This window comes from Sphingobium sp. LB126, assembly GCF_002795205.1.
GTDB classification, from domain to species: domain Bacteria; phylum Pseudomonadota; class Alphaproteobacteria; order Sphingomonadales; family Sphingomonadaceae; genus Sphingobium; species Sphingobium chungbukense.
The window spans coordinates 322535-344257 of sequence record NZ_NETV01000003.1 but is presented as its reverse complement, the minus strand read 5'-3'; the positions used below and the strand labels follow the sequence as shown (position 1 = coordinate 344257).

Genomic DNA, 21723 nt, shown 5'->3' with positions numbered 1-21723 from the left:
CGCTTGGGCGAGGAGAGAGAAGAAATAGCGCGCAACACGCTGTTCCTGGCAGTGACGCGCCCTGCCCTATGGGCGGGCATCCCCATTGAGGCCGCCGTGCCGATCCTGTTGGTCTCGGCCATTGTCCTCATCGGCACCAATAATCCGATCTATGCGCTCATCACGGCGGCGGTCTGCTATGGCCTCGCCCGCATCGTGGTGCGTCAGGATGTGAATGCCTTTCGGCTGATTTTCCTGTTCTTCCGCACCAAGGCGGCGAACCGCAACCGGACCTTCTGGGGCGGATCGAGCTATACCCCTCTTCCTCTCAAGGGCATCGCGCGCAAGGGCTTCGGCCGCCATGGCTAATGCCCATCGCCTCTCAGCCCAGGTGCCGTTGAAGGTCGCGCTCAAGGAAGTGATGCCGACCAAGTTTCTGCCTTATGCCCGGCATATCAACGACCAGATGATCGTGCTCGATTCTGGGGCCATTATGCTCAGCTTCGAGTTGCAGGGCCGCGCCTTCGAATCCGCCGATGTCCGCGACCTCAACGATTGGCACGCCAAATTGAATGGCATGCTCCGCAACCTCCATGATGACCGCCTCTCCATCTGGACGCATCTTGTAAGAGCGCGGGTCGAACAATATCCCGGCGGCAATTTCCGATCGAAATTCGCCCGCGATCTGGATGCCGCCTATTTCGGTCGCATCAACCGCGAGCGGATGTTCATCAACCGCTTCTTTGTCACCCTGCTGGTGCGCCCTTCTGCGCATGGCGCCGACAAGCTCATTCATCTCTTCCGGTCCAAAGGCAGGAATGACGCGGCCGCCAATGCGGTCGATCAGGATTTGATCGAGTTCCTGGAAGATAAGGCCCGGGATTTCGAGAAGTTGATGGCCCGCTGTGAGCCACGCCGCCTCGCTATCTATGGGCAATGCGGCCTTAAATTCTCCGAACCGCTGGAAGTCACCGAGATGGTGATGACCGGCCGCTATCGCCGCGTGCCGATCATTCGCGGCCATCTGGGCAGCGCACTCTATCGGCAGCGGGTCATTTTCGGTGGAGAGACCGTGGAAGTCCGCGATGCGGATCGCAGTTCGTTCGGCGGCATATTCGGCATTCGGGAATATCCCGCCTTTACCACGCCTCGCCAGTTTGAATCCCTCCTCGCCGTCGATTTCGGGTTCGTCCTCACCCAATCCTTCACCTTCCTCGGCCGCGCCACCGCAGCGGAGCGCTTCCGCCTGCGGCAGCGACAGATGGAGAATGCCGACGATCGGGCGATCAGCCAGATGCACGATCTGGTCGATGCGGCCGACGATCTCATGTCGAACCGCTTCGTGCTCGGCGACCATCATTTTACCCTGGCCGTCTATGGCGGCAGCCTTAAATCCCTGCGCGATCATATGTCGATCGCGCGTGCCGCGCTTGCAGACACAGGCATGGTGGCAGCACGCGAGGGGGCCGCACTGGAAGCCGCCTATTGGAGCCAGCTTGTCGGCAATTTTGCATGGCGGGCGCGGCCGGCGCCGATCACGTCGCTCAATTTCGCGGCCTTCTCGCCCTTCCATACCTATCCCGCCGGTCACGCGACCGGCAATCATTGGGGTGATGCCATCGCGCTGCTCAAGACCAGCGCGCGTAGCCCCTATTTCTTCAGCTTCCACAAGCGCGATGTCGGACACACGATGGTCATCGGCCCGACTGGCGGTGGCAAGACGGTCCTCCTGAACTTCCTCATGGCACAGGCGGAAAAGACCGGTGCCCGGCAGATCTTCATCGACAAGGATCGCGGCGCCCAGATTTTTGTGCTGGCGAGCGGCGGCAGCTATCTGACGCTCGCCAACGGCGCACCGACGGGCTTTGCGCCCTTGAAGGCATTGTCGGACACGGCGGAAGACCGAGCATGGCTATCGCTGTGGATCCGCCAATTGGTTCGCGTCGAAGGACGGGCCATTTCCGTGCAGGAAGAAAAGCGGATTGATGATGGCATTGCGGCCGTCATGAAACTGCCGCCCGCGGCCCGCTCGCTCGACGCGTTGCGGACCATGCTCGGCATGGCCGATGAAGGCGGGGTGGGTGCGAGGCTTGAGAAATGGACTTCGCGCGGCGCGCTGGGCTGGGTGTTCGATAACGCCACCGACGAAATGACGCTCGACGCCCGTTTCATCGGCTTCGACATGACCGATTTTCTCGACAATGCCGATATTCGCGCTCCGTTGATGCTCTACCTGTTCCATCGCATCGACAAGCTGCTGACCGGCGAGCGCACCATGATCGTGATCGACGAATTCTGGAAGGCGCTGGGTGACAATGCGTTTCGCAGCTTCGCGCAGGACGGCTTGAAGACCTACCGCAAGCGCAATGCGCTCATGGTGTTCGCGACCCAATCGCCCGGCGATGCGCTCAAGAGCGACATCAGCCATTCCATCCTTGAGCAGGTCGCAACGAAGATCATGCTCCCCAACCCCAATGGCCAGCGGCGGGACTATATCGACGGCTTCTCCATGACGGAGGCCGAATTTGCCCTCATCCGTGAAGAGCTCAGCCAGGAGTCCCACAAGTTTCTGGTCAAGCAAGGGCATGACTCCGTGGTCGTTGAATTGGATCTGACAGGCCTCGACAATGAACTGGCCGTTCTGTCAGGCCGGGCGGAAACGACCGCCGTGGCCTGCGAGGTGATCGCCGAACATGGCCCCGATCCGGCCGTGTGGCTCCCCATTTTCCATCAGCGCCGACGCTCAAGTTGAGAGGAGAGGGTAGGATGAAGGGCAAAGGACTTCACTATTGGGTGGCAGGGGCCTCGCTTCTGACCATCGCAACGTCAGCGCAGGCGCAGGGAATCCCCGTCAGCGATACCCGTGGTCTGTTCCAGCAGTTGGAGCAGGTCCGCCAGGGCGTATCGATGCTGGCGCAAGGGGCCAATCAGCTTCAGCAGGCCCGCGATCTGTATCGCGACCTCAACAAGGCGACCGATATCGGGAGCATTGCGAGCAGCCTGCGCACCGACGCCATGCGCGAGTTGAACGTCTCTTCCGGCAGCCTGGACGGCTATGCCAACGGAAATCTGGATGTGATCGGTCGCCTGCGCGGTCGGTCCGACAGCGTGTATCAAGGCTTGATGGGGCAGCTGTCCCCTGACGTCTCGGACAGCACGCGCGCAAGCTATGAGACCGGCGCACGAAGTGCCGCCGTTACGGCGGGCCTGGCTGGATCGGTGGGCGATTCCGTAACGAGCCGACGCGAAGGCCTGGAAGAACTGCGCACCCGCCTGGCCACCGCGAACTCGGCGGCGGAACGGGCCGACATGAGCGCCCGCCTTCAGCTGGAACAGGCGCAGATGACGAATGACATGATGGCGCTGCAAGCGGTCGAACTGCAACGGCGCGCCAAGGCCGAAGCCGATTATCAGGGATACGTCGCTGCACAGGACCGTCAACTCTCAAGGCTCAAATCTCAGGCAGGTATCGAATAATGCGTCAGGTCGTCAAAATCAGCAGCGCGGCATTGCTTTTGCTTTCCGCTTGTTCCCGGTCTGAACAGTCGCAGTCTGGTGAGACATTGCGGTCTGACATTCCACTCCGCTCGGTTGAGTATTTGATGTCTCATTCCGACGATGCAGCGGCAGTTCAAAAGATGTGTTCGGAATGGAAAAGCTCACAGAGACCGGTAGCGAGTTGGCCCTCTGTCGTGACTCAAAACTGTAATAACGACGATACCGTGCGAATGCTTAAAATTGAGGATGAGCGACGTGAAAAATTGAAGCGTCAGGCTGGTATTCAGAATTAGCAAGATGGCAGCGCCATGAATTTTCCGATCTTCGAAAACATGATGAATTCAGTGGATGGCGCCCTCGCCGGCATCATCGCACTTTATTCTTCGGTGATCGGTATTATTTCTGCCCCCCTCCGCGTCGGCGTCACCATCTACATCATCCTCCTGGGGGGCGCGATCCTCAGGGGAGCTGTGCAATATCCCGCGCGGGAATTTGTGTATCGCGCGCTGAAGCTCGCAGCCCTTACCTGGGCAGTCAGCTCACTCTATGGTGCATCCATCGGCCTCTTCACCATGAATGGTTTGCCAGGGCAGTTCGCCAACGCGCTCGGAGGCGCAGACGTCAACGGTCTTGGCGGTTATTTCGACAATCTGCTGCAAGGTGCCTTCCACGCGATCACGAAGATCGAGGAGATTATTCGAGCTCATACGATCGTAGCGGGCAAAAATCTTGTCGGCATTCCCAACAATTTCGTCGAAATCATCCTCGCCGCAATCGCCAATCTCATCATTTTGATTGTTGCGCTGCTTTCGTGCGCATTGGGATTCACGATCTGCGCCTTTGCCCTCTTCGCGCTCGCACTGCTGGCAGTCGTCGGCCCGCTGTTTGTGGCTGCCTTGTTGTTCGATTCGACGAGGGGCTGGTTCTTCTCATGGATGGGTTCCGCCATCAGCTATATCATGCTGGTGGTGTTCGCTCTGCTGGTTACGCTGTTCATCTCGCAAACGACCGATACATTCATCAATGCTATCAGCAACGACGACGAATTGCTGATCGCGGTGATGAAGGCCCTGTCATTCTATGTGCTGGGCTTCTACTTCTTCCTGCAGATCCCCAGCCTGGCATCTGGTCTGGGTGGCGGTGGCCCTGCCCTGGCAGCCCAATTTGCCAACGCCGTTACAGTGAACTTCGCCCCGGCCGCAGGCCGCACCATGGCGGGCGCACCCTCAAGCGGCGTCCGCGCCATTGGTGCGGGCGCCTGGCAATTGGTTGGCAGCCGAAACGGCGGCGGCGGAACGCTGACCCGCACGCGATAGGAGAAATGCCGTGAATATCGTCAAGGCCCTCGTGCCGCTTGCCCTTCTTGCACTTCCGCCGGCTGCTCCCGTCTTTGCGGCCAAGGAAGCCAAGGTCCCGCGCTGCAATGGCCAGGCCAAGCGGCCCGCCAATCCCTATGGGACAATCCTCCCGACGCTCCCCGCGCGCAATGCAGTGGCACCCGCGCCTGCCACCCCACCGACCCAATTCTTCCCTTCACCCAGCAGTCCGCAAAGCGGTGGTCCAGCAGCGAAGGTGGATCGCGTGCCACCGATCAGCGAGGCTGCGCCTCCCCCTGCCCCCGGCGCTTCCTCTCGCGCCGTCTATGCGAGTTGCTGATCATGGCAATCGGGGTCAAAGACAGCGCCGAGGATCTGAAGGCCTATTTCGCCGAAGCGCAAAGCTGGGATCGGGAACGCTTCGTTGCGGCCGAACGGTCGAAGCGGCTCGCCTGGATCGTCGCGGGCGCCGCCAGCGCGATCGCGGTGGTCGGCGTCGCGTCGGTGGCGATGTTATCGCCGCTCAAGACCGTGGTGCCTTATGTCGTCACCGTCGATCGCTCGACCGGCGCCACCGAAGTGACCCAGCAGCTTCGGGGCGACAAGACCGTCACCTATGATGAGGCGGTCCGCAAATATTTCCTCGCCAATTATGTCCGGTCCCGCGAGGGCTGGATACCGCAGGCGCGGCAGGAATTTTTCAACCAGGTGCTGGCCCTGTCGGCGCCGGAGGAACAGCGCCGCTGGATCAGCTTCTATAAGAAGGACAATCCCGACTCCCCGCAGAACCAGCTGACGGCCAGTGATACGGTCTTCGTCGCGGTGCGGGCGGTCTCCTTCATCTCCCCGACCGTGGCCCAGGTGCGGTTCACCAAGCGGCTGGAACGAGATGGGCAGGCCACCGAAACGCCAGCCATCGCAACCATCACGTTCGACGTGCTTTCCAAGCCGGAATCCGAAGCGGGCCGCTACGCCAATCCGCTCGGCTTCCAGGTGAAAGCCTATCGCGCGGACGTAGAGATAGGTGGAAAATGAAACAGCTCCTCATGGCATCGGCCGCGATTCTGGCCGTTGCGCTCCCGATAAGCGCCGCCGCCGAAAACACACCCCGCCCGGTCACCGCCGATCATCGGGTCCGCGAGGTCAATTATAGCGATCAAAATGTCATCGCCATACGCAGCGCCTTTCGCACGGCAACCCAGATCGAGTTCGCGCAAGGCGAGGTGATCAAATTCGTGGCCATGGGCGATACCGTGTCCTGGGAAGTCGCCCCGGCCGAAAATTCCCTGTTCATCAAACCGCGCGAGCGCGCGGGCGGGACCAATCTCATCGTCGTCACCGACTATGCGGGCCAGAAGCGGAACTACACCTTTGCGCTCGCCGCCGTCGCCAATGGCCGCTCGTCCGAAACATTCTACAAAGTCAGAGTACGCTATCCCGAGCAGGAGGCGGCAGCCCGCCGCGAGGCCGCTGCCCGCCAGCAGCTCACCCAGGTTTTGGCGCAGCAAAATGGGGCGATCAAGGCAGCGCTCGACCTTGGCGTGCTCGAAGGCATGCGCAACCTCAACTACAGCGTGCAGGGCTCGTCAGAAATCCAGCCGTCCGAAGTCACCGACAATGGCCAGTTCACGGTCCTGCGCTTTCCCAATCAGCGCGAGATCCCCGCCATCTTCACGGTCAATCCCGATGGCAGCGAAGCCACGGCCTCCTTCGATGTGCGCGACGAATTTGTCGTGATCCATGGCGTGTTCCGACAGCTGCGCCTGCGCCGGGGCAAGGTGGTGCTGTGCATCTACAATGACAGCCCGAACTTCTACGGCCGCGATCCCAAGACGGACACGGCGTCGGAAGTGGTGGAGCGCAAGACGGAGAATTGATGTGAACGACAGGCATTTCGACGTCGACGCGACCCCCGACATGAACGAGATCGACCGGGATGCGGCAGCGGTCGATCGCCCCAACCGCATTCCTTCGCTGACCTCGTTCCAGTGGGACACGAAGAAGATGATCGTGGCCGGGGCCATCGGCGGCTCGCTGCTGTTTGCCGGCCTCACCATCGCTGCGGGTGTCGGCGGCAACAACAAGCTGCCCGAGGTCAAGGCCAAGCCGCCCGCCCCTGAAGTACCCTATGATCCCAAGACCGTGATCGCGCCCACGCTGGAGACAGCCGCGCAAGATCCCAACGCGCCCATTCCGCTCACCGGCGAGCAGGTCCCCGCAATCGGGCCGGGAACCCCTGGCACCGATGCCAAGCAATCGCCGGAAGCAACCGCTGCACAGCGACGGATGGCAGAAGCGCAAGCCCTGCGCGATTCCGCCCGCCGCTCCACCCTGGTTGCCTATAGCGGCACCAGCGGCCAATCGCTTGGCCAACAAGCCGCAGCGTTCGGCGGCAACCTGCCCGGTGCCAGCGGTGCTGAAAGCGCCTCCCAACAAAATACCGCGCTGGACAATCTCAAGCGTACCTCGGCAATCGGCCGCACCACTGCGCGCATGATCGGCGACCGCAATTATCTGGTCACCGCAGGGTCGATCATTCCCTGCACTCTCCAGACCGCGATGGACAGCAGCGTGCCAGGCTATGCCACCTGCATCGTTCCACGCGACATTTATTCCGACAATGGCCGGGTCGTGCTGATGGAGAAAGGCACCCGGGTCTTCGGCGAATATCAAGGCGGGCTCAATCGCGGGCAATATCGCCTCTTTGCCATGTGGAGCCGCGCCGTCACCCCGCGCGGGGTCGCGATCGACATCACGTCGCCCGCGTCAGACAGTTTGGGGCGGGCAGGCATTGGCGGGAAGGTCGATCGCTTCTTCTGGGAGCGCTTTGGCTCCGCCCTGCTGTTCAGCGTGCTGGAGGATGGTGCCTCGGTCGCCTCCAATGCCGTGGGCCAGGCCGGCAGCAATGTCACCCGCGTGCCCTCGGATTCCGCGTCCACCATCCTCCAGGACACGCAACAGATAAAGCCCGTGTTGCGAGTGCCGCAGGGGACGGACCTTGCCATCACCGTGGCCCAGGATTTCGACTTTGCCCAAGTCTATGGACTGGGTCTCAAATGAGCGTCACCGCCTTCCGCAATACGGCGGTGCTGGACGACGCGATCCGTCCCTTACGCAAATATCTCGATGATGAGGACGTCACCGAGGTGGTGATCAACCAGCCCCTGGAGGTTGCGGTCGAGCGGAAGGATGGGTGGACTTGGGGCCGGGAAGAGGAATTGACCCTCCCCCGCCTCAACATATTGGCGACGGCGGCGGCAGCGTTCACCTCCCAGGATGTCACCCGCGAAAACCCGATCTGCTCCACCATCTTTCCAACCGGCGAGCGCGTCCAGATCGTCGCGCCGCCGGTGGCGCCGGATGGAACAGTGTCGATCACAATCCGCAAGCCATCGACAAAAGCCATGAGCATGGAGGATTTCCATAAAAGCGGCCTATTTGCCGAAACGAAGGTCGCCGAGCGAGGCATGACCGACATTGAGCATCAGCTCCTCGGCTTGTTGGCGCAGGCGCGTCATGTCGAATTCTTCACCCTGGCGGTGCGCAGCCGCCTCAATATCCTCATCTCCGGCGCGACCGGGTCGGGCAAGACGACCTTCGCCAAGGGGCTGATCCAGCTCATCCCGGAAGAGGAACGGCTGCTCACCATCGAAGACACAAGCGAGCTGGTGGTCCCCCACCGCAATGTCGTCCACATGACCTACAGCAAGGACGGTCAGGGCACCGCCAAGGTCACGGCCAAGGAGTTGCTCGAAAGCGCCCTGCGGATGCGGCCCGATCGCATTTTGCTGCAGGAGCTGCGGGACGGCACCGCCTTCTTTTACCTGCGCAACGTCAATAGCGGCCATCCCGGATCGATTACGACCATCCACGCTGCGTCGGCGGAACTGGCCTTCGACCAGCTCACCCTGCTGGTGAAGGAGAGCGAGGGGGGAGCGGATCTTGGCCGCGACGATATCCGCTCGCTCCTCAAGATCCTCGTCGACGTCGTGGTTCAGATGAAAAAGGTGAAAGGGCAGTTTCGCGTCACGGAAATCTATTATGATCCCGCAGGGCGGCACGCCGCATGAGCCGGGGCGCGACGCTGGCGATCGGCATTCCCGCCGTCCTCCTGCTCCTGTGTCTAACCGGCTCCATTGTCGCGTGGTTCGCCCTGGGCCTTCCCGCCTCCGCCTATGATCCGCTGAAGATGCCGGCCTTCTTCTGGTATTATCGGGGTGACCCTATCGTCCAAAAGGGGCTCGCCGGCGGCATGGCAGCCGGATCGCTGCTGTCGGGTCTGCTTCTTTACTGGTTCGTGACCCGCAAGCCGCCACTGCACGGCGCGGCCCGTTTTGCCAGGGAACGCGAAATTGTGCGCCACGGCTTCCGCGGCAAGGACGGGATCGTCCTGGGCAAGAAATCCGGTCGCTACCTGATTTTCGAGGGCAATGAACATTGCATCGTCGAAGCCCCCACGCGCTCAGGTAAAGGCATTGGTATCGTCATCCCCAATCTGCTGAGCTGGCCCGGCTCGACCGTCGTGCTCGATGTGAAGCGCGAGAATTATGATGTGACCGCGGGGTTTCGTGCGAAACATGGCCAGGCCGTCTATCTGTTCAACCCGACCGATACCGAGGGCCGTACCGCCCGCTATAACCCGCTCAGCTATATCGACAGGCAGGACGCCGACCAGGTCATCATCGAGCTCCAGAAGATCGCCACCATGTTGTTCGTGCCTCCTGAGCGGGGTGAACCCTTCTGGACCGATTCCGCGCGCACGGCCTTTGTCGGCGTCGGCGCCTATCTCGCCCAAGCCGACGGGCCCTTCACGATCGGCGCCATCTACCGGCTGATGACCACGGGCGATACGCGGGGCACTTTCCGCCGGATACTCGACGATCGGAGTCTGCGCCTCTCGGCAGGCTGCCGCAACGCGCTCGCTGATTTCACGTCGGGCGCTGACAACACCTTTGCCGGCATCGTCCAGACGGTCACATCCAAGCTCAGCTTGTGGCTCAACCCCCGGGTCGATGCGGCCACCGAGGATAGCGATTTCGACCTGCGCGAACTGCGGATGCGACCCATGTCGGTCTATCTGGGGGTGTCACCCGACGAGCTTGATCGGGTCGCGCCGCTCTATAATCTCCTGTTCCAACAGCTTATTGACCTCAATGTCCGCGAATTGCCTGACGCACGCACGCCGATCTCCGTGTTGGTGCTGCTCGACGAGTTTGCGCGGCTCGGCCGCGCCCAGGTCATAGCCGGCGCCTTCTCCTATGTGGCGGGCTATGGCATCCGCTTGTTACCGGTCATCCAGTCCCGGTCCCAGCTTCGGGCTGTCTATGGCGAGCATGTTGCCGACGAGATCGTCGCCAATTGCGGCGTCGAGATCGCGTTCACGCCCAAGGAGCTGCGGGTCGCCAACGAGCTGTCGGAACGGATTGGCTATGTGGGGCAAGAGGCAGTGACCAAATCGCTCACCATCCATGGCATTCTTGCCAATCGCTCCAAATCCATGTCCGACCATCGCCGCGCGCTGTTGCTGCCGCAGGAACTGATGCAGTTCCCCGGTGACGAGCTACTGTTGCTGCGCGGCGGCATGCCGCCGATCCGGGCTGACAAGATCCGCTATTATGGCGATCGCCATTTCACGCGCCGGCTGGCTCCGCCACCGAGCGTCGCGCCCATCGACCGGCACATCAGGGAGGATGAGGATCTTCCTCCCTGCGTTCTGCCAGACACTGATCAGCTGACAAATCCTGATCCCGAGACCTTCGCCATGGATTGCGTCGTGACTTCGGAATTTGACGACATATTGATCGACATGGAGACGAACCAACGCGGCGACCGCCGGGTCGGTATCATTGAGCAGGAGCGATAAATGGCTGATAACCTCACCCCTCCCGAACCGGCCGCCGAGACGAAGCGCAAGGGTGCCACCATCGAAATGCCCGATGAACTGCAATCGCGGTTCCTGCGTGTGGGCGACAAGCTCTATCGCAGCGCCCACGACAAGGACCCGGTCGCCACCATTGCGCCTGACCGCATCAAGGCGAAGGACAGCCGCGCCCTTCCCGACCTCATTCGGCTTGCCAAGGCCAATGGCTGGACTGCGCTCAAGATCAATGGCGACGCGGAATTCAAGCGCGCCGCCTATCTGGCCGCAGCCGCGCAAGGGCTGACGATCGAGGGCTACCGGCCTGACGCGAAGACACGGGCGGCGGCGGAGCGGGACCAGGCGCTCCAGGCAGGGTCAATGAGTGCACGCTCCCAGGTGCGCAGCGCAGGTGACGCGGAAGTGAAGCAACGCTCGCCGCGAACGGCCAATCAGGTCCGCGACAATAAGGAAAAGCCGGGCCAGCGCACGGACCTTGCCGAACGGTTCCGCCGCCAATCCCATGCCGACAATGCCCGGGATCCGCAGCTGCGCCGCGCCCAAAGCCATGTCGCCCATGCCATGACCATTGCGGCCAAGCGCTTCCCGCAGGACGAAGGTCGGGGCAATGCGTTTGTCGATCGCCGCAAGGAAGAGGTGGCCGGACGCATCGAGCGCGGCGAACGGATTGCCGGGGTGCAGCTTCGCCAACAACAGGATGAACGTCTCCGCTCGATGCAGCAGAGCCAGATCCTGCAACGGCAGCGGTCGCCCAATGGACGTTGATCAGATCGAGCAAGGAGGCAGGCGATGACGCAGCAACCAGTAGGCAGGCACGGTCTGCCACGTTCGGAGCGCCGACGCGCAAGGATTGGATTAGCAGATGGCCCCCAATCAGTGGGTCGCGCCCTGGTCCACCATCGTGCAAATTGCAACGATGACTCCATACCAAGGCCGCCACCTCCTCGTCGCTGCCATTGGGGTCGGACCACAGCGGGTCGTCGGCGTTTCCGAAGATGAGGCGGTCTGGCCCCTGTTGCACAGCGCCATTGAAGTCCATCTCCCTGACGCAAGAATTTTCACGAAAATGGGAACCTGAAGTTCGCAAGGGCGCAAGGGCGCAAGCGCACATATTACCTTTTCAGCTCTGCCCGATTGAGGCCGCGAACAGTAATGGCTAAGCGACTGATCGTCGGCATTATGATCCCGCAATATTCGCGACATTTACAATCGAACAAAATTCGCGCAAAGCAGGCCCATCACGCAAGATGGGTCAATCTTCATGGCAGATGAAATCAACACCGACGTCACCGCTCTCACCGTTCAACTGCTGAGCGCCTTTGTATCAAACAACACAGTGTCGAGCGAAGGTCTGGCTGAGTTGATCAAGACCACCCGGTCTGCCTTGACCCAGGATCTGTCTTCTCCTGCCGCGCAAGTGGAGACACCAGAATTTGCGCCTGCGGTTTCGGTACGCAAAAGCATCTCGTCGCGCGACCATATTCTGAGCCTGATCGACGGCAAGCCTTACAAGACACTCAAGCGTCATCTTGCTCAGCATGGTCTGACGCCCGAACAATATCGCGAACGCTACAAGCTGCCCAAATCCTATCCGATGGTGGCGCCGAGCTATTCGGATGCGCGTCGCGCCGTGGCGGAGAAACTTGGTCTGGGAAAGAAGCCAGCCGTGGCGCCGGCTGAAGCGGCGTCTACCGCTGCGCCCAAAGCCGCTGCTGCCAAAACCCCTGCGAAAACCGCAAAGCCCAAGGCATCGCAAGCGCCGGATGCAAAAGCAGACGTAAAACCAGCGCACGCCAAGGCGGCTGCCGCTGAAAAGGCTGCGCCCCGCAAGCGCCTCTCGATGTTTGCGCCCAAAGAGGAAAAGCCGACAGCGCCTGTCGAGGTGAAAGCCGAAGCACCGACCGCAGCGACCAGCGCTCCTGTGAACGGCGCGGGGAAGGCTGCGAAGGCGGCGGCAAAGGCGAAACCCGCAACCAAGGCAAAGGCAACTCCTAAGCCCAAAGCTGCGAAGGGTGACACAAAGCCTGCCGCGCCGGCGTCCGTGGAAGCAAAGGCGCCGGAAGCAGCCGCCTCCATCAACTGAAGGAAGAAGATGTGCAGCCTCGCGTCAGGGTGAGGCTGCACATTTTACCTGGCCCATTCAGGCAGGTTCACAAAAGCGTGACCGCAGTCCGCTTTCCACCGCTCTGGACAGCAAGCCAAATTCCTCCTCAGCGCAGCCGATGCCAAAGGAACTCAGTCTCGCCGTTGTCGGAGCCCTGCATCCCAATAGCGATGGTTCGAACCGCCAGTTCGAAATTCGGATGCTCAATCCGGGCGATGCCATTTCGCTGATCCCTGAACCCGGCAACAAGATGGACTCCAGCGCGGTCGCCGTGTTTTCCTCTCGCGGATTCCAGATCGGCTATCTTTCCGCCGAACGCTGTGGCTGGATCGGCGCAAAGATACAGCAGGGCCAGGATGTCCGCGCGATCTTCCAGGCAGCGACCTACGACGGCGCCATCATTCGTGTCCACCTTGATGGCGGCAATCCCACCCTGCCCCCGCCGCCGCCCAAGCCGGTTCTGTCGGAAGACGCTCTCTATGCGCAGCAGGCTGATCCAGAGTCAGGTTTCTGGCCTGATTACCTGCCGCCTGACGATTGACGTGCAGTGCAGGCGATCGGCATCGACCTCAATGTACTCGACCCAAAGCCCGTTTCGCCTCGGGCGTGATCGTATAAACCGCTTCACGCTGTGCGCCGCGGTTCGCGTGGTCGACACGAAATCCCTTATAATGGCGGCGGAGCAACCCGGCTCGGACCAGGTCTGACGCCGCCCGGCTGATGCTGGTCCTGCCCGACCGCAATATCCGGGCTTTGATTTCCTCCGCGATCAGCATCTCGGCGGCGGCAGGGTCGTCGGGCAGTTGCCCCTGGGTGACGAGGTCCGCGCGCACCGCTTCGATCAGCGTGCGCCTGCGACCGTCTCTCTGCGCCAGAGGGATCAACGCTTCGCAGAGCCAATCCCGAACCGGCAGCAGCGCCCCCTCATAACGGACATAGGGTCCGATGCTATCGCCCTGCCCCACGGCTTTGTAGATAAGGTTCAGCACCATGAAGGCATAGCGCGGACGCTTGGAAACCTGCGAAATTCGGTCGATAAGATCGGGCAGCGACCCAAGGCTGGGCGCTGCGTCGCGGGGTTCGAAAAGGTCGGGCTGCTGGAACATATCAGGAATCTAGCACATGCGCGGCGCCTGTGAATCCCCCGGCACGTGTCGAGAACAACAAAAAACGCATCTGTCACTTTACCCAGCGCGGCAGATTGGCTTGTGGACGCAAATCCCGTTGCTGCGGGCCCAAAAGCCAGTAAATAGGGCCTCTCCATTCATTGGGAGAGTTCCTTCATGAACAATACAGCCCTAGCCGAAGCCATTGCTGCCGAGCATGGCCTCACCAAAACCGACGCCCGTACCTATGTCGATGCCGTGTTCACCGCCATCGCCAATGCCGCAGCCAACGGTAACGAAGTGAGCCTGAACGGATTTGGTAAGTTCAAGGTAAAAGACAGCCCGGCTCGCGAGGGTCGCAATCCGGCCAACGGAGAAACCATTCAGATCGCGGCTTCGAAGAAGCTGACGTTCACGCCTGCGAAGGCGGTCAAAGATCAGCTGAACGGCTGATTTTGGGTGGGCGCCGTCGGACGCGGCGGCGCTCCATTACATTTCACGGCAGTGGCACTTTTTCTTACCCGGTAAAGTGACACACCTGTCATTCGTCGCGAACGGCACGGCTGCTTCCTGTGAATCCCGACCCTTTGTGGTCGTTCCCGAGCCAAAATCGCGTTCCAGATTCCGGACATTCATCAATGCGTGATGCTTTGGCTGGATTGCAAAAATCGGCGCTCTGAGAGACGTCAAGATCGCGATCAAGCGCGATGCTGGAGGGAAAAGGTCCAACCCTCAGTATCTTTGCCACGGGCTGCTTGGATCAAATGATCGGGGATGTCCGCCATCGCTCTTGCAATGGAGTACCGGGCCCTTAGGTTCGAGCGCGTGAGGATGCCCGGATGAAGGAAGAGGCCGATCTGGCCCGCGAACGGTTGATCGCCGCGCTGGCCGGCGTGGCGAAGCAGGACCAATTGGCCCTGCGACAGGTTTACGAGCTGACTTGTGCGAAGCTATTTGGAATTTGCCTGCGTATCTCGGGCGACCAAGAGAGCGCGGAGGACATCTTGCAGGACGTATACGTCAAGGTCTGGAACAGGGCGGCCCGGTTCGACGCCAGGCGCGCCAGTCCCGTGACCTGGCTATGCGCGATCGCTCGCAACAGCGCGATCGACTGGCGGCGGATGACGGGTAAAGCGGTTCTGCTGCCGGAGGATGCCGCATCCCAGGTCGCCGATGCGCAGCCGCGCGCCGATGAGGCGCTGATGGCCCGGCAGGACCGGGCGCGTGTGTTCGAATGCCTGGAGCAACTGGACGACCGTACCGGCACGTCGATCCGCGCTGCCTTTTTCGACGGGCTGACCTATGCCGAACTGGCGGAAAGGACGGCCATGCCGCTGGCAACGATGAAAAGCCTGATCCGGCGCGGGCTACTGCGGTTGAAGGCCTGCCTGAGCGATGAGTGACGCTCTGACCCCCGAAGAGGAACGCGATGCGTTGGCGGCCGAACTGGCGCTCGGCGTTCTGGCGGGGCCGGAGCGGGCGGCGGCATTGCGCTGCAACTGTCCGATCCCGCTTTCGCGCGCCTGGTGCAGGACTGGGAAGCGCGGCTAGCGCCACTGCACGGCGCATGGGAGGATGTCGCGCCGCACGACGCCGTGTGGGACGCAGTGGCGGCGCGGATCGCCGATCCAACCGCCCGCCTGCAAATACGTCTTTCTCGGTGGCGCGCCGGAGCGTTGCTGACCGGCGCGATCGCAGCGGCGCTGGCGATCGTCCTCGTCATGCACCCCTTTGGCCTTGAGCCGGTGTCTGCGCCGATGGCCGTCGCGCAAATGGTCGGCGAAACGGACGGGCCGGTCGTTCTCGCCCGCTACGACCCGCAGGCAGCGGAGATTCGTCTCCGCGTCGTCGCCGCCGTCCCGGCAACCGGGCTATTTCCTGAATTATGGGTGATCCCTGACGGCGGCGCACCGGTGTCGCTTGGGCTGATCCCGCGGGCGGGTCAGACATCGGTGCCGCTGTCCGCCCAGCAGCGCCGGCTGCTGGTCGACGGCGCCACCCTGGCGATCACCATGGAACCGCAACATGGGGCTCCGCACGCTGCGCCCAGTTCCGCGCCGATCGCCACAGGAAAAATATCGCTTCTCTGACTGCGGGCGAACGCATCCTTTGGCGCAAAGCTCCGTAGCTAGGCTACCTCCCCCAAATCGGGATGGCGTTTTCAGGAGCTTTTCCAATGAAATTTTCCAAACTCGCGCTCATCGTGGCCAGCGCCACATGCCTGGCCGGCGGCGGCATCGCCATTGCCAAGGACATGATGATGAAAAATCCGATGGTTGGCGGCGCTGCCATGTATCCGGCCAAGGACATCATCGACAATGCCGTCCATTCCAGGGATCACACTACGCTGGTCGCCGCCGTCAAGGCCGCCGGGTTGGTGGAGACGCTCAAAGGTCCGGGTCCTTTCACCGTCTTTGCCCCGACCAATGCAGCCTTCGCCAAGCTTCCCGCCGGAACCGGCGAGACATTGGTAAAGCCAGAGAACAAGGCCATGTTGACCAAGATTCTGACTTATCATGTCGTCCCCGGACGCATGACTGCGGCCGACATCGCGGCGAATGCCAAGGCTCATGCGGGCAAGGCGAAGCTGACGACGGTTCAGGGAGAGGCGCTGACCGCCTGGAAGAAGGGCAATGCCTGGTATCTGACCGACGCCAAGGGCGGCTCGGCCAAGATCACCATCGCCAATGTGATGCAATCCAATGGCGTCATCCATGTTGTCGATACGGTGCTGATGCCCTGACTCGATCGCGTGTCCTCTCAATTGTGGAAGTCCGCCGATCTTGTCCGTTTGGTGGACTTCCTTCGTCCCATGGCGCTTTCGCGCCGGGCCGCGCATTATCCCTTGTCTTGCGTGGAGGAACGATGGGCTGGAGATGGAGATGGGTGGCGGCGGGAGCATGCGTGCTCGCCGCGATGGTTGCAGTCGCCATTTCGCCGCTACGGACGTTCGACCTGCTTGTTCCCAAGGATGGGGGCGGAGTCAAAGTGGCGAGCGACATTCCCTATGGCGCGGAACCACGGCAAAAGCTGGACATATATGCACCGCGTCAACGCGCAGCGAATGCGCGGCTGCCAGTCATCCTGTTCTTCTATGGCGGCTCCTGGGCCAGTGGCACGCGAAAGGGCTATGCCTTTGTCGGCCGGGCATTGGCGGCGCAGGGCTTTCTGGTAGTCATTCCCGATTATCGGATCGGCCCGGCCAATCTCTATCCTGACTTTGTGAAGGATGGCGCCAGCGTCGTTCGATGGATCGCCGCGCATGGAAGAGAATATGGTGGCGCCCCAAGCTATATCGTACTCAGCGGCCATTCAGCGGGCGCCTATATCGCTGCGATGCTGGCGGTCGACGATCGCTGGCTCGGCAAGGATAGACAGGCGGTCAAAGGATTGGTGGGGATAGCCGGCCCTTATGACTTTGCGCCCTTCGATGTTCCTGCCAGCAAGGCGGCGTTTGGTACATGGCCCAGACCTGCCGACACTCAGCCGGTGAGCTGGGCTGGCGCAGGCGATCCTCCCGCGCTGCTTCTGGTCGGCGGTTCAGACGGAACCGTGCGTGCGCGCAACAGCGAGGCGCTTGCCGCAAGGCTGCGAGCCGGCGGCGTCACAGTCCGGATCAAGCGCTATCCCGCTATTGGTCACATCGGCATGGTAATGGCTATGGCTCGTCCGTTTCGCTATCGCGCACGCATCGTCGACGACACCGCGACCTTCGCTCGACAGGTCACCGCCGTTGATTGACCGCGTCGGCTTCCATCGTTCCCGCCCAGATAGAGCCGTTGCGGATCGATTCCGGGGTCGACCTTCTTCGTCGCTCGGCGGTCGAATAGCCATCCTCAGTAGCGGACACCCCATTGCCGCCCTGGGACCAGGCAGCATGTCCGCTTTGTCGAAGGGTTTCGGGCGCCGGCCCATTCTCCCGCGATTGTCGAATTCGACGCTGTCTCGCTCCAAACCGGACATGCCGGAAAGTCCCACCTGAAACAGTCTGATTTGCTTTACGATTAAGGCTGCCAATCCTCATCTCCGAACGCATCTGTATAGAGTTGTTCGATCTGGGCCGCCTCGTCGTCGGTCAGTGCGGCGAACTCACGGGAACGCGCGCGCTGAGAGAACTGACCGGTATTTTGCTGCAGAAATTTTTGTAGCAATTCCACCTGTGCATCGGGCATGTCGACGATTTGCTGGATCCCGTCGCTGAAGCGATCAAACGCCTCAAGGAACCGGACTTCCCGCGGCAGGTCTTCGACGATTGTTTGTTCGACACAATCGTAGAGAAATTCGGCATGCGCGGTCGCATCGAAGTAGCGATAGAAATTAATGGTCTGGTTGAGCACTTCGACATTTCCATCTGCCGTTCGCTGCCATTCTATTTCCTGGAGCAATGGTCTGGAGTAGCTCTCGAGAACCAGGCGGTAGGCGTCGAGGCGACGTAAGATCGCGGCACTGACCGGAAAGACAAGTCCGGGCGGATTATAATTGGCCGAGGCGAGCGCGTGGTGGATCAGCCAGCGGTGGATACGACCGTTCCCGTCCTCATAAGGGTGGATGTAGACAAAGCCGAAGGCTATCGCTGCGGCGGCAACGACTGGATCATAGCCTTGCGACCGTGTTCGGTCCGCATAGGCAACTATACCGTCCAGCAAGATGCCAAGATCCTCATGGCGTGCGCTTATATGGTCGGGAAGCGGATCTCCATTGTCGCGGTCATGGACGCCGACGAAACCGCCTTGTGTTCTCAGGCCTAGACGCACGAAACGCGCGTCACCGATCACGATCCGCTGGAGACGATCAAGTTCGGCGAGGCTTAGCGGATGGCTGCCCGCCTGTGCGATCGCCTGACCCCAGCGGATAGCGCGTGTACCTGATGGGCGCTCACCTTCGATCGCGAACGAAGACTTGGAATCGTTGAGCAGCAGGAACGCCGCCGCACGCGAGACGAGATCCGCCCGGATGCGGCCGACTTCCTGGCGGGCGATCTGGTCTAGGTGCTTAGTCCCCGCCTCCTCGAGACGTGGCGTCCGCCGGACCATGGGACAAAAGGCCGGCGATCCCGGTAAGTTGTCGACGACCTTGTGTCGTGCCGACGCGACGCCATGGTCAAGCCCGAATTGCAGGTCTGTATCGACGATCGACACTGCCTTGACCTTCCCGGGATCGGGGATGTCGAGTTCGGTCGACGTCAGCCATTCGTAAAGATACCAGATGCGTCGGGCGAACGCGCCAGTCGGTGTCGCGAGGATGAGATCGCGGACCGGATCGGCGCCGAGGACGGCGAACAATTGAGCGAGGACGCCAAGATCGATGCCTTCCCACTTTAACGCGAAGACGAGCTGGCCCGCCAGGGTTGGCTCAGCCTGATGGCGGGGGGTCAGCAACGTCCAGTCGTCGGTGGATACTGGATGATGGCGTTCGGCGATCGCCGCGAGGCGTGGTGGAAGGGGTAGCGAGAGGTCGTATCGGGAGATGAGCGCGGCATAGCCGCTCGGGATTGCCAGTTCGGGTAGACGCCGTCCGCGAAAATCTCTCACTGTCTGCGAAGGCCATTCACCCATCTTACTTCCTGTGAAAATCAATCACCCAGATCAAGGCCATCTGCGAATGGTCATCACCGCCTGTGAAAAACTATCACCAAACGAAGGGTTTGTGAATATCGCTCTCCAGGCTTCGGCTACGATGGCGCGGCCTTGTTGTATAACCACCCATGGGACCTCCGCGCCGACATGTCATGGTCTGCTGAAAAGCCGACTACTAACTAGCGCGCGCTAACGCTCACGGCCTCAATCGACCGAATTCCCGGCATTTCCGTTGGCCAGAGCATCGGCAATCATGGCCGCCAGCGTCTCCTCAGCACGCTGCCGGGCGCCTGCATCCTTGGCTTCCAGATCATGCCGCAACCAGTGCGGAGCGCGCTCAATCACGCGTAGAATCAAGGCGGTTATATTCTCATCCATCGCTGCCAGCCTATGACGGCTCCCTGCCTTCCGCGCAACGAAGCAGTACCCACCGTCAACGGGTCGAACTTCCAAGGTCACACGAGCAAGCTAAAATCGCAGCTGCTATCGCTTTCGATCAGGCGGAGAGGCATTGGAATGCCTTCTATCTGGTAATTTGTCACGCTGCTGATCCTGAACGCGCCTGACACGCTCCAACGCATCCTTCAGCACCCGGTCGGGCACGGTCTCGAGAGCCGTTCGATCTTTCAGGAACGCGCGAAGCTCCTTGCCAAGAAGCTGATCGCGCGGATCGGCGGATCGGTCGAACCTATCTGCCGCATTCTCGTACTTATCCTTTGTAGTTTCCCACCGCTCCTTTGCGCGCGCGACAAATGCGGGCGACACGGCCTTCCCGGTGGCGATGGCCAAGGCCTCGCGAGCCTGCCGCATGTCAGCCTCGGTCGGCTGCCGCGACACCCCCCGCCTGATCTTGTCGCGCATCTGGGCGAGCGCCATGCTGCTCCCCGCCCTCCCCTGCCCGCGCGTCCAGCGCGGCGTGGCCTCGCATTCGACACCCCGGCTGCGCAGCGCTTCGGCAAAGGTCTCACGAAATTTGAACAGATCTTCGCGGCGTGGATCAAAGCGCCGGCCATCCAGTCCTTCGGCCTGCACCGTCAGATGGACATGAGGCCGGGGTGTATCGGTGTGCAGCGCCATCAGATAATCATGATTGTCGCCGATCATTCGATCGGCTGTCTCCCGCGCCGCCTGTCGAACCGTCTCGGCATCAGTCCCTTCCGGCATGGAGAAAACCATGGCCACCGCCGACACGGTGGCCCGCTCCCGCCAGGTCAGCGGCTCGGACCACTCCTGTGCGATCTGCGCAAGCTCGCCCTTGTCGGCGATCGGCTCGCCATCGCGCGTTTCAACGGCAATCTCACCATGACGCCCGATATAGGCGAGATGGGCGCCGAGATGCTCGGCACCCTTTTTGCGGCCGGTGACCTTTACCAAAACCTCCGGCGCCTTGCGCACCACGCGCGCCAGGACCGCACGCGGGTCCGCCCGAACCGCCGCCCCACCCTTGGCTGGCTTGAACGCGCCAGCCTGATCGAACAGATGCTTGGCATAAGCCAGGTTCGGATCGCCAAACACGCGCGGCCGAAACACCGGCTTCAACACACCCCACAGTTCGTCCTCGCGCTCAGCGAAGGGCATCAGTCTGCGACCTTCCAATAGCTGAGATCATTGCGCAGCGCCTCGCTCAGAGCCGCAACCTGATCGCTGATCTCCTGCCGCATGTCCGTAATGCGACGAAGCTCGCTCTCGATCTGCAAGCCACTGTCAGCCAACAAAGCCGCATTTCCCGCCTTCATGGCCTGGTTGAGATTGCGGCCGATGCGCTGCAGCTGCATCCGCACCGGTCCGAGCGTTTCGCGCAGGCCATCGTCGACATGGCCCTTGAGACCAAGGTGCCGACGCATCAGGGCCTTCACCCACCCTGCCCTGTCCGTTCCGCGCTGCGCGGCGCGCACACCCAGGACCGCCATCTCTGTATCCGTCACGCGGAAGGAAATGCGATTGGTGGTCCGCTCCCTACGTGCCTCGACATTGGGAGCACCGCCAGCTTGTCGCATCGCTTGGTCCAGCAAGGACCGAAGGAGAGCACTGCGCCCTCCCCTCCCCTCGGCAAGCGCGTCGAAAGCCGCAAGCGTCGCCCGATCGACCCGCACCGTCATGATGGACTTGGTTTCAGTGGAGGTTGTCACGATGGCGATCCTCTTCCTGTGCAGCTAAGCTACTGTAATACAACGGCAACCACAACCCCTATCCTGCCCTCAATCAACCTCCACAAATCACGCTCCAATCTGTGGCGCGTGCCACAGCCTTCTGTCAGTCGGGGAGG

At 61.4% G+C, this 21723-nt stretch carries 24 protein-coding genes; 19 read left to right on the top strand and 5 right to left on the bottom strand.

Annotation, left to right across the window (positions count from 1 at the left end):
* Positions 1–3: 3 nt before the first annotated feature.
* From CAF53_RS23220 to CAF53_RS23155, 13 genes are all read left to right on the top strand, one after another.
* Positions 4–348, top strand: a complete 345-nt coding sequence (locus tag CAF53_RS23220; protein WP_157801350.1) for a type IV secretion system protein VirB3 — start codon at positions 4–6, stop codon at positions 346–348.
* Positions 341–2731 (top strand): VirB4 family type IV secretion/conjugal transfer ATPase, encoded by a 2391-nt coding sequence (locus tag CAF53_RS23215; RefSeq protein WP_100239750.1) that lies wholly within the window; start codon positions 341–343, stop codon positions 2729–2731. Before CAF53_RS23220 ends, CAF53_RS23215 begins: the two co-directional genes overlap by 8 nt.
* A gap of 14 nt (positions 2732–2745) precedes the next feature.
* A complete protein-coding gene (locus tag CAF53_RS23210; protein ID WP_100239749.1) occupies positions 2746–3456 on the top strand; it encodes a type IV secretion system protein in 711 nt (236 codons plus the stop codon).
* A 329-nt stretch (positions 3457–3785) separates the two neighbouring features.
* On the top strand, positions 3786–4793 hold the full coding sequence (locus tag CAF53_RS23205; RefSeq protein ID WP_100239748.1) for a type IV secretion system protein: 1008 nt from the start codon (positions 3786–3788) through the stop codon (positions 4791–4793).
* A gap of 10 nt (positions 4794–4803) precedes the next feature.
* Positions 4804–5133 carry a hypothetical protein gene (locus tag CAF53_RS23200; protein ID WP_100239747.1) on the top strand — a complete coding sequence of 110 codons (330 nt, stop codon included), beginning with the start codon at positions 4804–4806 and terminating at the stop codon, positions 5131–5133.
* 2 nt (positions 5134–5135) lie between these two features.
* Positions 5136–5828 (top strand): VirB8/TrbF family protein, encoded by a 693-nt coding sequence (locus tag CAF53_RS23195; RefSeq protein ID WP_100239746.1) that lies wholly within the window; start codon positions 5136–5138, stop codon positions 5826–5828.
* Complete coding sequence (gene virB9, locus CAF53_RS23190) at positions 5825–6670, top strand: P-type conjugative transfer protein VirB9 (protein WP_100239745.1); 846 nt, start codon at positions 5825–5827, stop codon at positions 6668–6670. The genes CAF53_RS23195 and virB9 overlap by 4 nt, the downstream gene beginning before the upstream one ends.
* Before the next feature lies 1 nt (position 6671).
* Positions 6672–7853, top strand: a complete 1182-nt coding sequence (virB10, locus tag CAF53_RS23185; RefSeq protein WP_242443586.1) for a type IV secretion system protein VirB10 — start codon at positions 6672–6674, stop codon at positions 7851–7853.
* The gene (gene virB11 / locus CAF53_RS23180; RefSeq protein ID WP_100239744.1) at positions 7850–8863 is read left to right on the top strand and encodes a P-type DNA transfer ATPase VirB11; all 1014 of its coding nucleotides are present in this window, start codon (positions 7850–7852) and stop codon (positions 8861–8863) included. Before virB10 ends, virB11 begins: the two co-directional genes overlap by 4 nt.
* Complete coding sequence (locus CAF53_RS23175) at positions 8860–10656, top strand: type IV secretory system conjugative DNA transfer family protein (RefSeq protein WP_100239743.1); 1797 nt, start codon at positions 8860–8862, stop codon at positions 10654–10656. Before virB11 ends, CAF53_RS23175 begins: the two co-directional genes overlap by 4 nt.
* A complete protein-coding gene (locus CAF53_RS23170; protein WP_100239742.1) occupies positions 10657–11436 on the top strand; it encodes an LPD7 domain-containing protein in 780 nt (259 codons plus the stop codon). It begins immediately after the preceding gene.
* 496 nt (positions 11437–11932) lie between these two features.
* Entirely contained in the window at positions 11933–12754 is an 822-nt protein-coding gene (locus tag CAF53_RS23160) for a MucR family transcriptional regulator (RefSeq protein ID WP_100239740.1), read from the top strand.
* A gap of 220 nt (positions 12755–12974) precedes the next feature.
* Positions 12975–13316, top strand: coding sequence for an HIRAN domain-containing protein (locus CAF53_RS23155; protein WP_242443585.1), 342 nt, complete (start codon positions 12975–12977; stop codon positions 13314–13316).
* 28 nt (positions 13317–13344) lie between these two features.
* Here CAF53_RS23155 and CAF53_RS23150 read toward each other — a convergent pair whose 3' ends face one another.
* Positions 13345–13881 (bottom strand): hypothetical protein, encoded by a 537-nt coding sequence (locus tag CAF53_RS23150; RefSeq protein ID WP_100239738.1) that lies wholly within the window; start codon positions 13879–13881, stop codon positions 13345–13347.
* A gap of 177 nt (positions 13882–14058) precedes the next feature.
* Here CAF53_RS23150 and CAF53_RS23145 point away from each other — a divergent pair, with 177 nt between their 5' ends.
* The 6 genes from CAF53_RS23145 (at position 14059) to CAF53_RS23125 (ending at position 17622) form a co-directional block, all read left to right on the top strand.
* Positions 14059–14334 (top strand): HU family DNA-binding protein, encoded by a 276-nt coding sequence (locus tag CAF53_RS23145; RefSeq protein WP_100239737.1) that lies wholly within the window; start codon positions 14059–14061, stop codon positions 14332–14334.
* A gap of 386 nt (positions 14335–14720) precedes the next feature.
* On the top strand, positions 14721–15284 hold the full coding sequence (locus CAF53_RS23140) for a sigma-70 family RNA polymerase sigma factor (RefSeq protein WP_100239736.1): 564 nt from the start codon (positions 14721–14723) through the stop codon (positions 15282–15284).
* The gene (locus CAF53_RS28390; RefSeq protein WP_242443584.1) at positions 15277–15432 is read left to right on the top strand and encodes a hypothetical protein; all 156 of its coding nucleotides are present in this window, start codon (positions 15277–15279) and stop codon (positions 15430–15432) included. Before CAF53_RS23140 ends, CAF53_RS28390 begins: the two co-directional genes overlap by 8 nt.
* Positions 15408–15971 (top strand): anti-sigma factor, encoded by a 564-nt coding sequence (locus CAF53_RS23135; RefSeq protein ID WP_242443583.1) that lies wholly within the window; start codon positions 15408–15410, stop codon positions 15969–15971. Before CAF53_RS28390 ends, CAF53_RS23135 begins: the two co-directional genes overlap by 25 nt.
* An 86-nt stretch (positions 15972–16057) precedes the next feature.
* Positions 16058–16624 (top strand): fasciclin domain-containing protein, encoded by a 567-nt coding sequence (locus CAF53_RS23130; RefSeq protein WP_100239735.1) that lies wholly within the window; start codon positions 16058–16060, stop codon positions 16622–16624.
* A 143-nt stretch (positions 16625–16767) separates the two neighbouring features.
* The gene (locus CAF53_RS23125) at positions 16768–17622 is read left to right on the top strand and encodes an alpha/beta hydrolase (protein WP_242443582.1); all 855 of its coding nucleotides are present in this window, start codon (positions 16768–16770) and stop codon (positions 17620–17622) included.
* A gap of 263 nt (positions 17623–17885) precedes the next feature.
* Here CAF53_RS23125 and CAF53_RS23120 read toward each other — a convergent pair whose 3' ends face one another.
* The 4 genes from CAF53_RS23120 to CAF53_RS23110 all read right to left on the bottom strand — a co-directional run bounded on the left by CAF53_RS23120 (position 17886) and on the right by CAF53_RS23110 (position 21586).
* The gene (locus CAF53_RS23120) at positions 17886–19436 is read right to left on the bottom strand and encodes a Fic family protein (RefSeq protein ID WP_242443581.1); all 1551 of its coding nucleotides are present in this window, start codon (positions 19434–19436) and stop codon (positions 17886–17888) included.
* A 225-nt stretch (positions 19437–19661) separates the two neighbouring features.
* Positions 19662–19835, bottom strand: a complete 174-nt coding sequence (locus CAF53_RS27650) for a DUF6771 family protein (protein ID WP_197707545.1) — start codon at positions 19833–19835, stop codon at positions 19662–19664.
* A gap of 105 nt (positions 19836–19940) precedes the next feature.
* Complete coding sequence (locus CAF53_RS23115) at positions 19941–21035, bottom strand: relaxase/mobilization nuclease domain-containing protein (protein ID WP_100239732.1); 1095 nt, start codon at positions 21033–21035, stop codon at positions 19941–19943.
* Positions 21035–21586 (bottom strand): hypothetical protein, encoded by a 552-nt coding sequence (locus tag CAF53_RS23110; protein ID WP_100239731.1) that lies wholly within the window; start codon positions 21584–21586, stop codon positions 21035–21037. Before CAF53_RS23110 ends, CAF53_RS23115 begins: the two co-directional genes overlap by 1 nt.
* Positions 21587–21723 lie beyond the last annotated feature (137 nt).

Bases quoted from the DNA above. Each gene is read 5' to 3' on its own strand.
- CAF53_RS23215 (WP_100239750.1), top strand. From the start codon at position 341: ATGGCTAATGCCCATCGCCTCTCAGCCCAGGTGCCGTTGAAGGTCGCG.
- CAF53_RS23210 (WP_100239749.1), top strand. From the start codon at position 2,746: ATGAAGGGCAAAGGACTTCACTATTGGGTGGCAGGGGCCTCGCTTCTG.
- CAF53_RS23205 (WP_100239748.1), top strand. From the start codon at position 3,786: ATGAATTTTCCGATCTTCGAAAACATGATGAATTCAGTGGATGGCGCC.
- CAF53_RS23195 (WP_100239746.1), top strand. From the start codon at position 5,136: ATGGCAATCGGGGTCAAAGACAGCGCCGAGGATCTGAAGGCCTATTTC.
- virB9 (WP_100239745.1), top strand. From the start codon at position 5,825: ATGAAACAGCTCCTCATGGCATCGGCCGCGATTCTGGCCGTTGCGCTC.
- virB11 (WP_100239744.1), top strand. From the start codon at position 7,850: ATGAGCGTCACCGCCTTCCGCAATACGGCGGTGCTGGACGACGCGATC.
- CAF53_RS23175 (WP_100239743.1), top strand. From the start codon at position 8,860: ATGAGCCGGGGCGCGACGCTGGCGATCGGCATTCCCGCCGTCCTCCTG.
- CAF53_RS23170 (WP_100239742.1), top strand. From the start codon at position 10,657: ATGGCTGATAACCTCACCCCTCCCGAACCGGCCGCCGAGACGAAGCGC.
- CAF53_RS23160 (WP_100239740.1), top strand. From the start codon at position 11,933: ATGGCAGATGAAATCAACACCGACGTCACCGCTCTCACCGTTCAACTG.
- CAF53_RS23155 (WP_242443585.1), top strand. From the start codon at position 12,975: ATGCTCAATCCGGGCGATGCCATTTCGCTGATCCCTGAACCCGGCAAC.
- CAF53_RS23150 (WP_100239738.1), bottom strand. From the start codon at position 13,881: ATGTTCCAGCAGCCCGACCTTTTCGAACCCCGCGACGCAGCGCCCAGC.
- CAF53_RS23145 (WP_100239737.1), top strand. From the start codon at position 14,059: ATGAACAATACAGCCCTAGCCGAAGCCATTGCTGCCGAGCATGGCCTC.
- CAF53_RS23140 (WP_100239736.1), top strand. From the start codon at position 14,721: ATGAAGGAAGAGGCCGATCTGGCCCGCGAACGGTTGATCGCCGCGCTG.
- CAF53_RS28390 (WP_242443584.1), top strand. From the start codon at position 15,277: ATGAGTGACGCTCTGACCCCCGAAGAGGAACGCGATGCGTTGGCGGCC.
- CAF53_RS23130 (WP_100239735.1), top strand. From the start codon at position 16,058: ATGAAATTTTCCAAACTCGCGCTCATCGTGGCCAGCGCCACATGCCTG.
- CAF53_RS23120 (WP_242443581.1), bottom strand. From the start codon at position 19,436: ATGGGTGAATGGCCTTCGCAGACAGTGAGAGATTTTCGCGGACGGCGT.
- CAF53_RS27650 (WP_197707545.1), bottom strand. From the start codon at position 19,835: ATGGATGAGAATATAACCGCCTTGATTCTACGCGTGATTGAGCGCGCT.
- CAF53_RS23115 (WP_100239732.1), bottom strand. From the start codon at position 21,035: ATGCCCTTCGCTGAGCGCGAGGACGAACTGTGGGGTGTGTTGAAGCCG.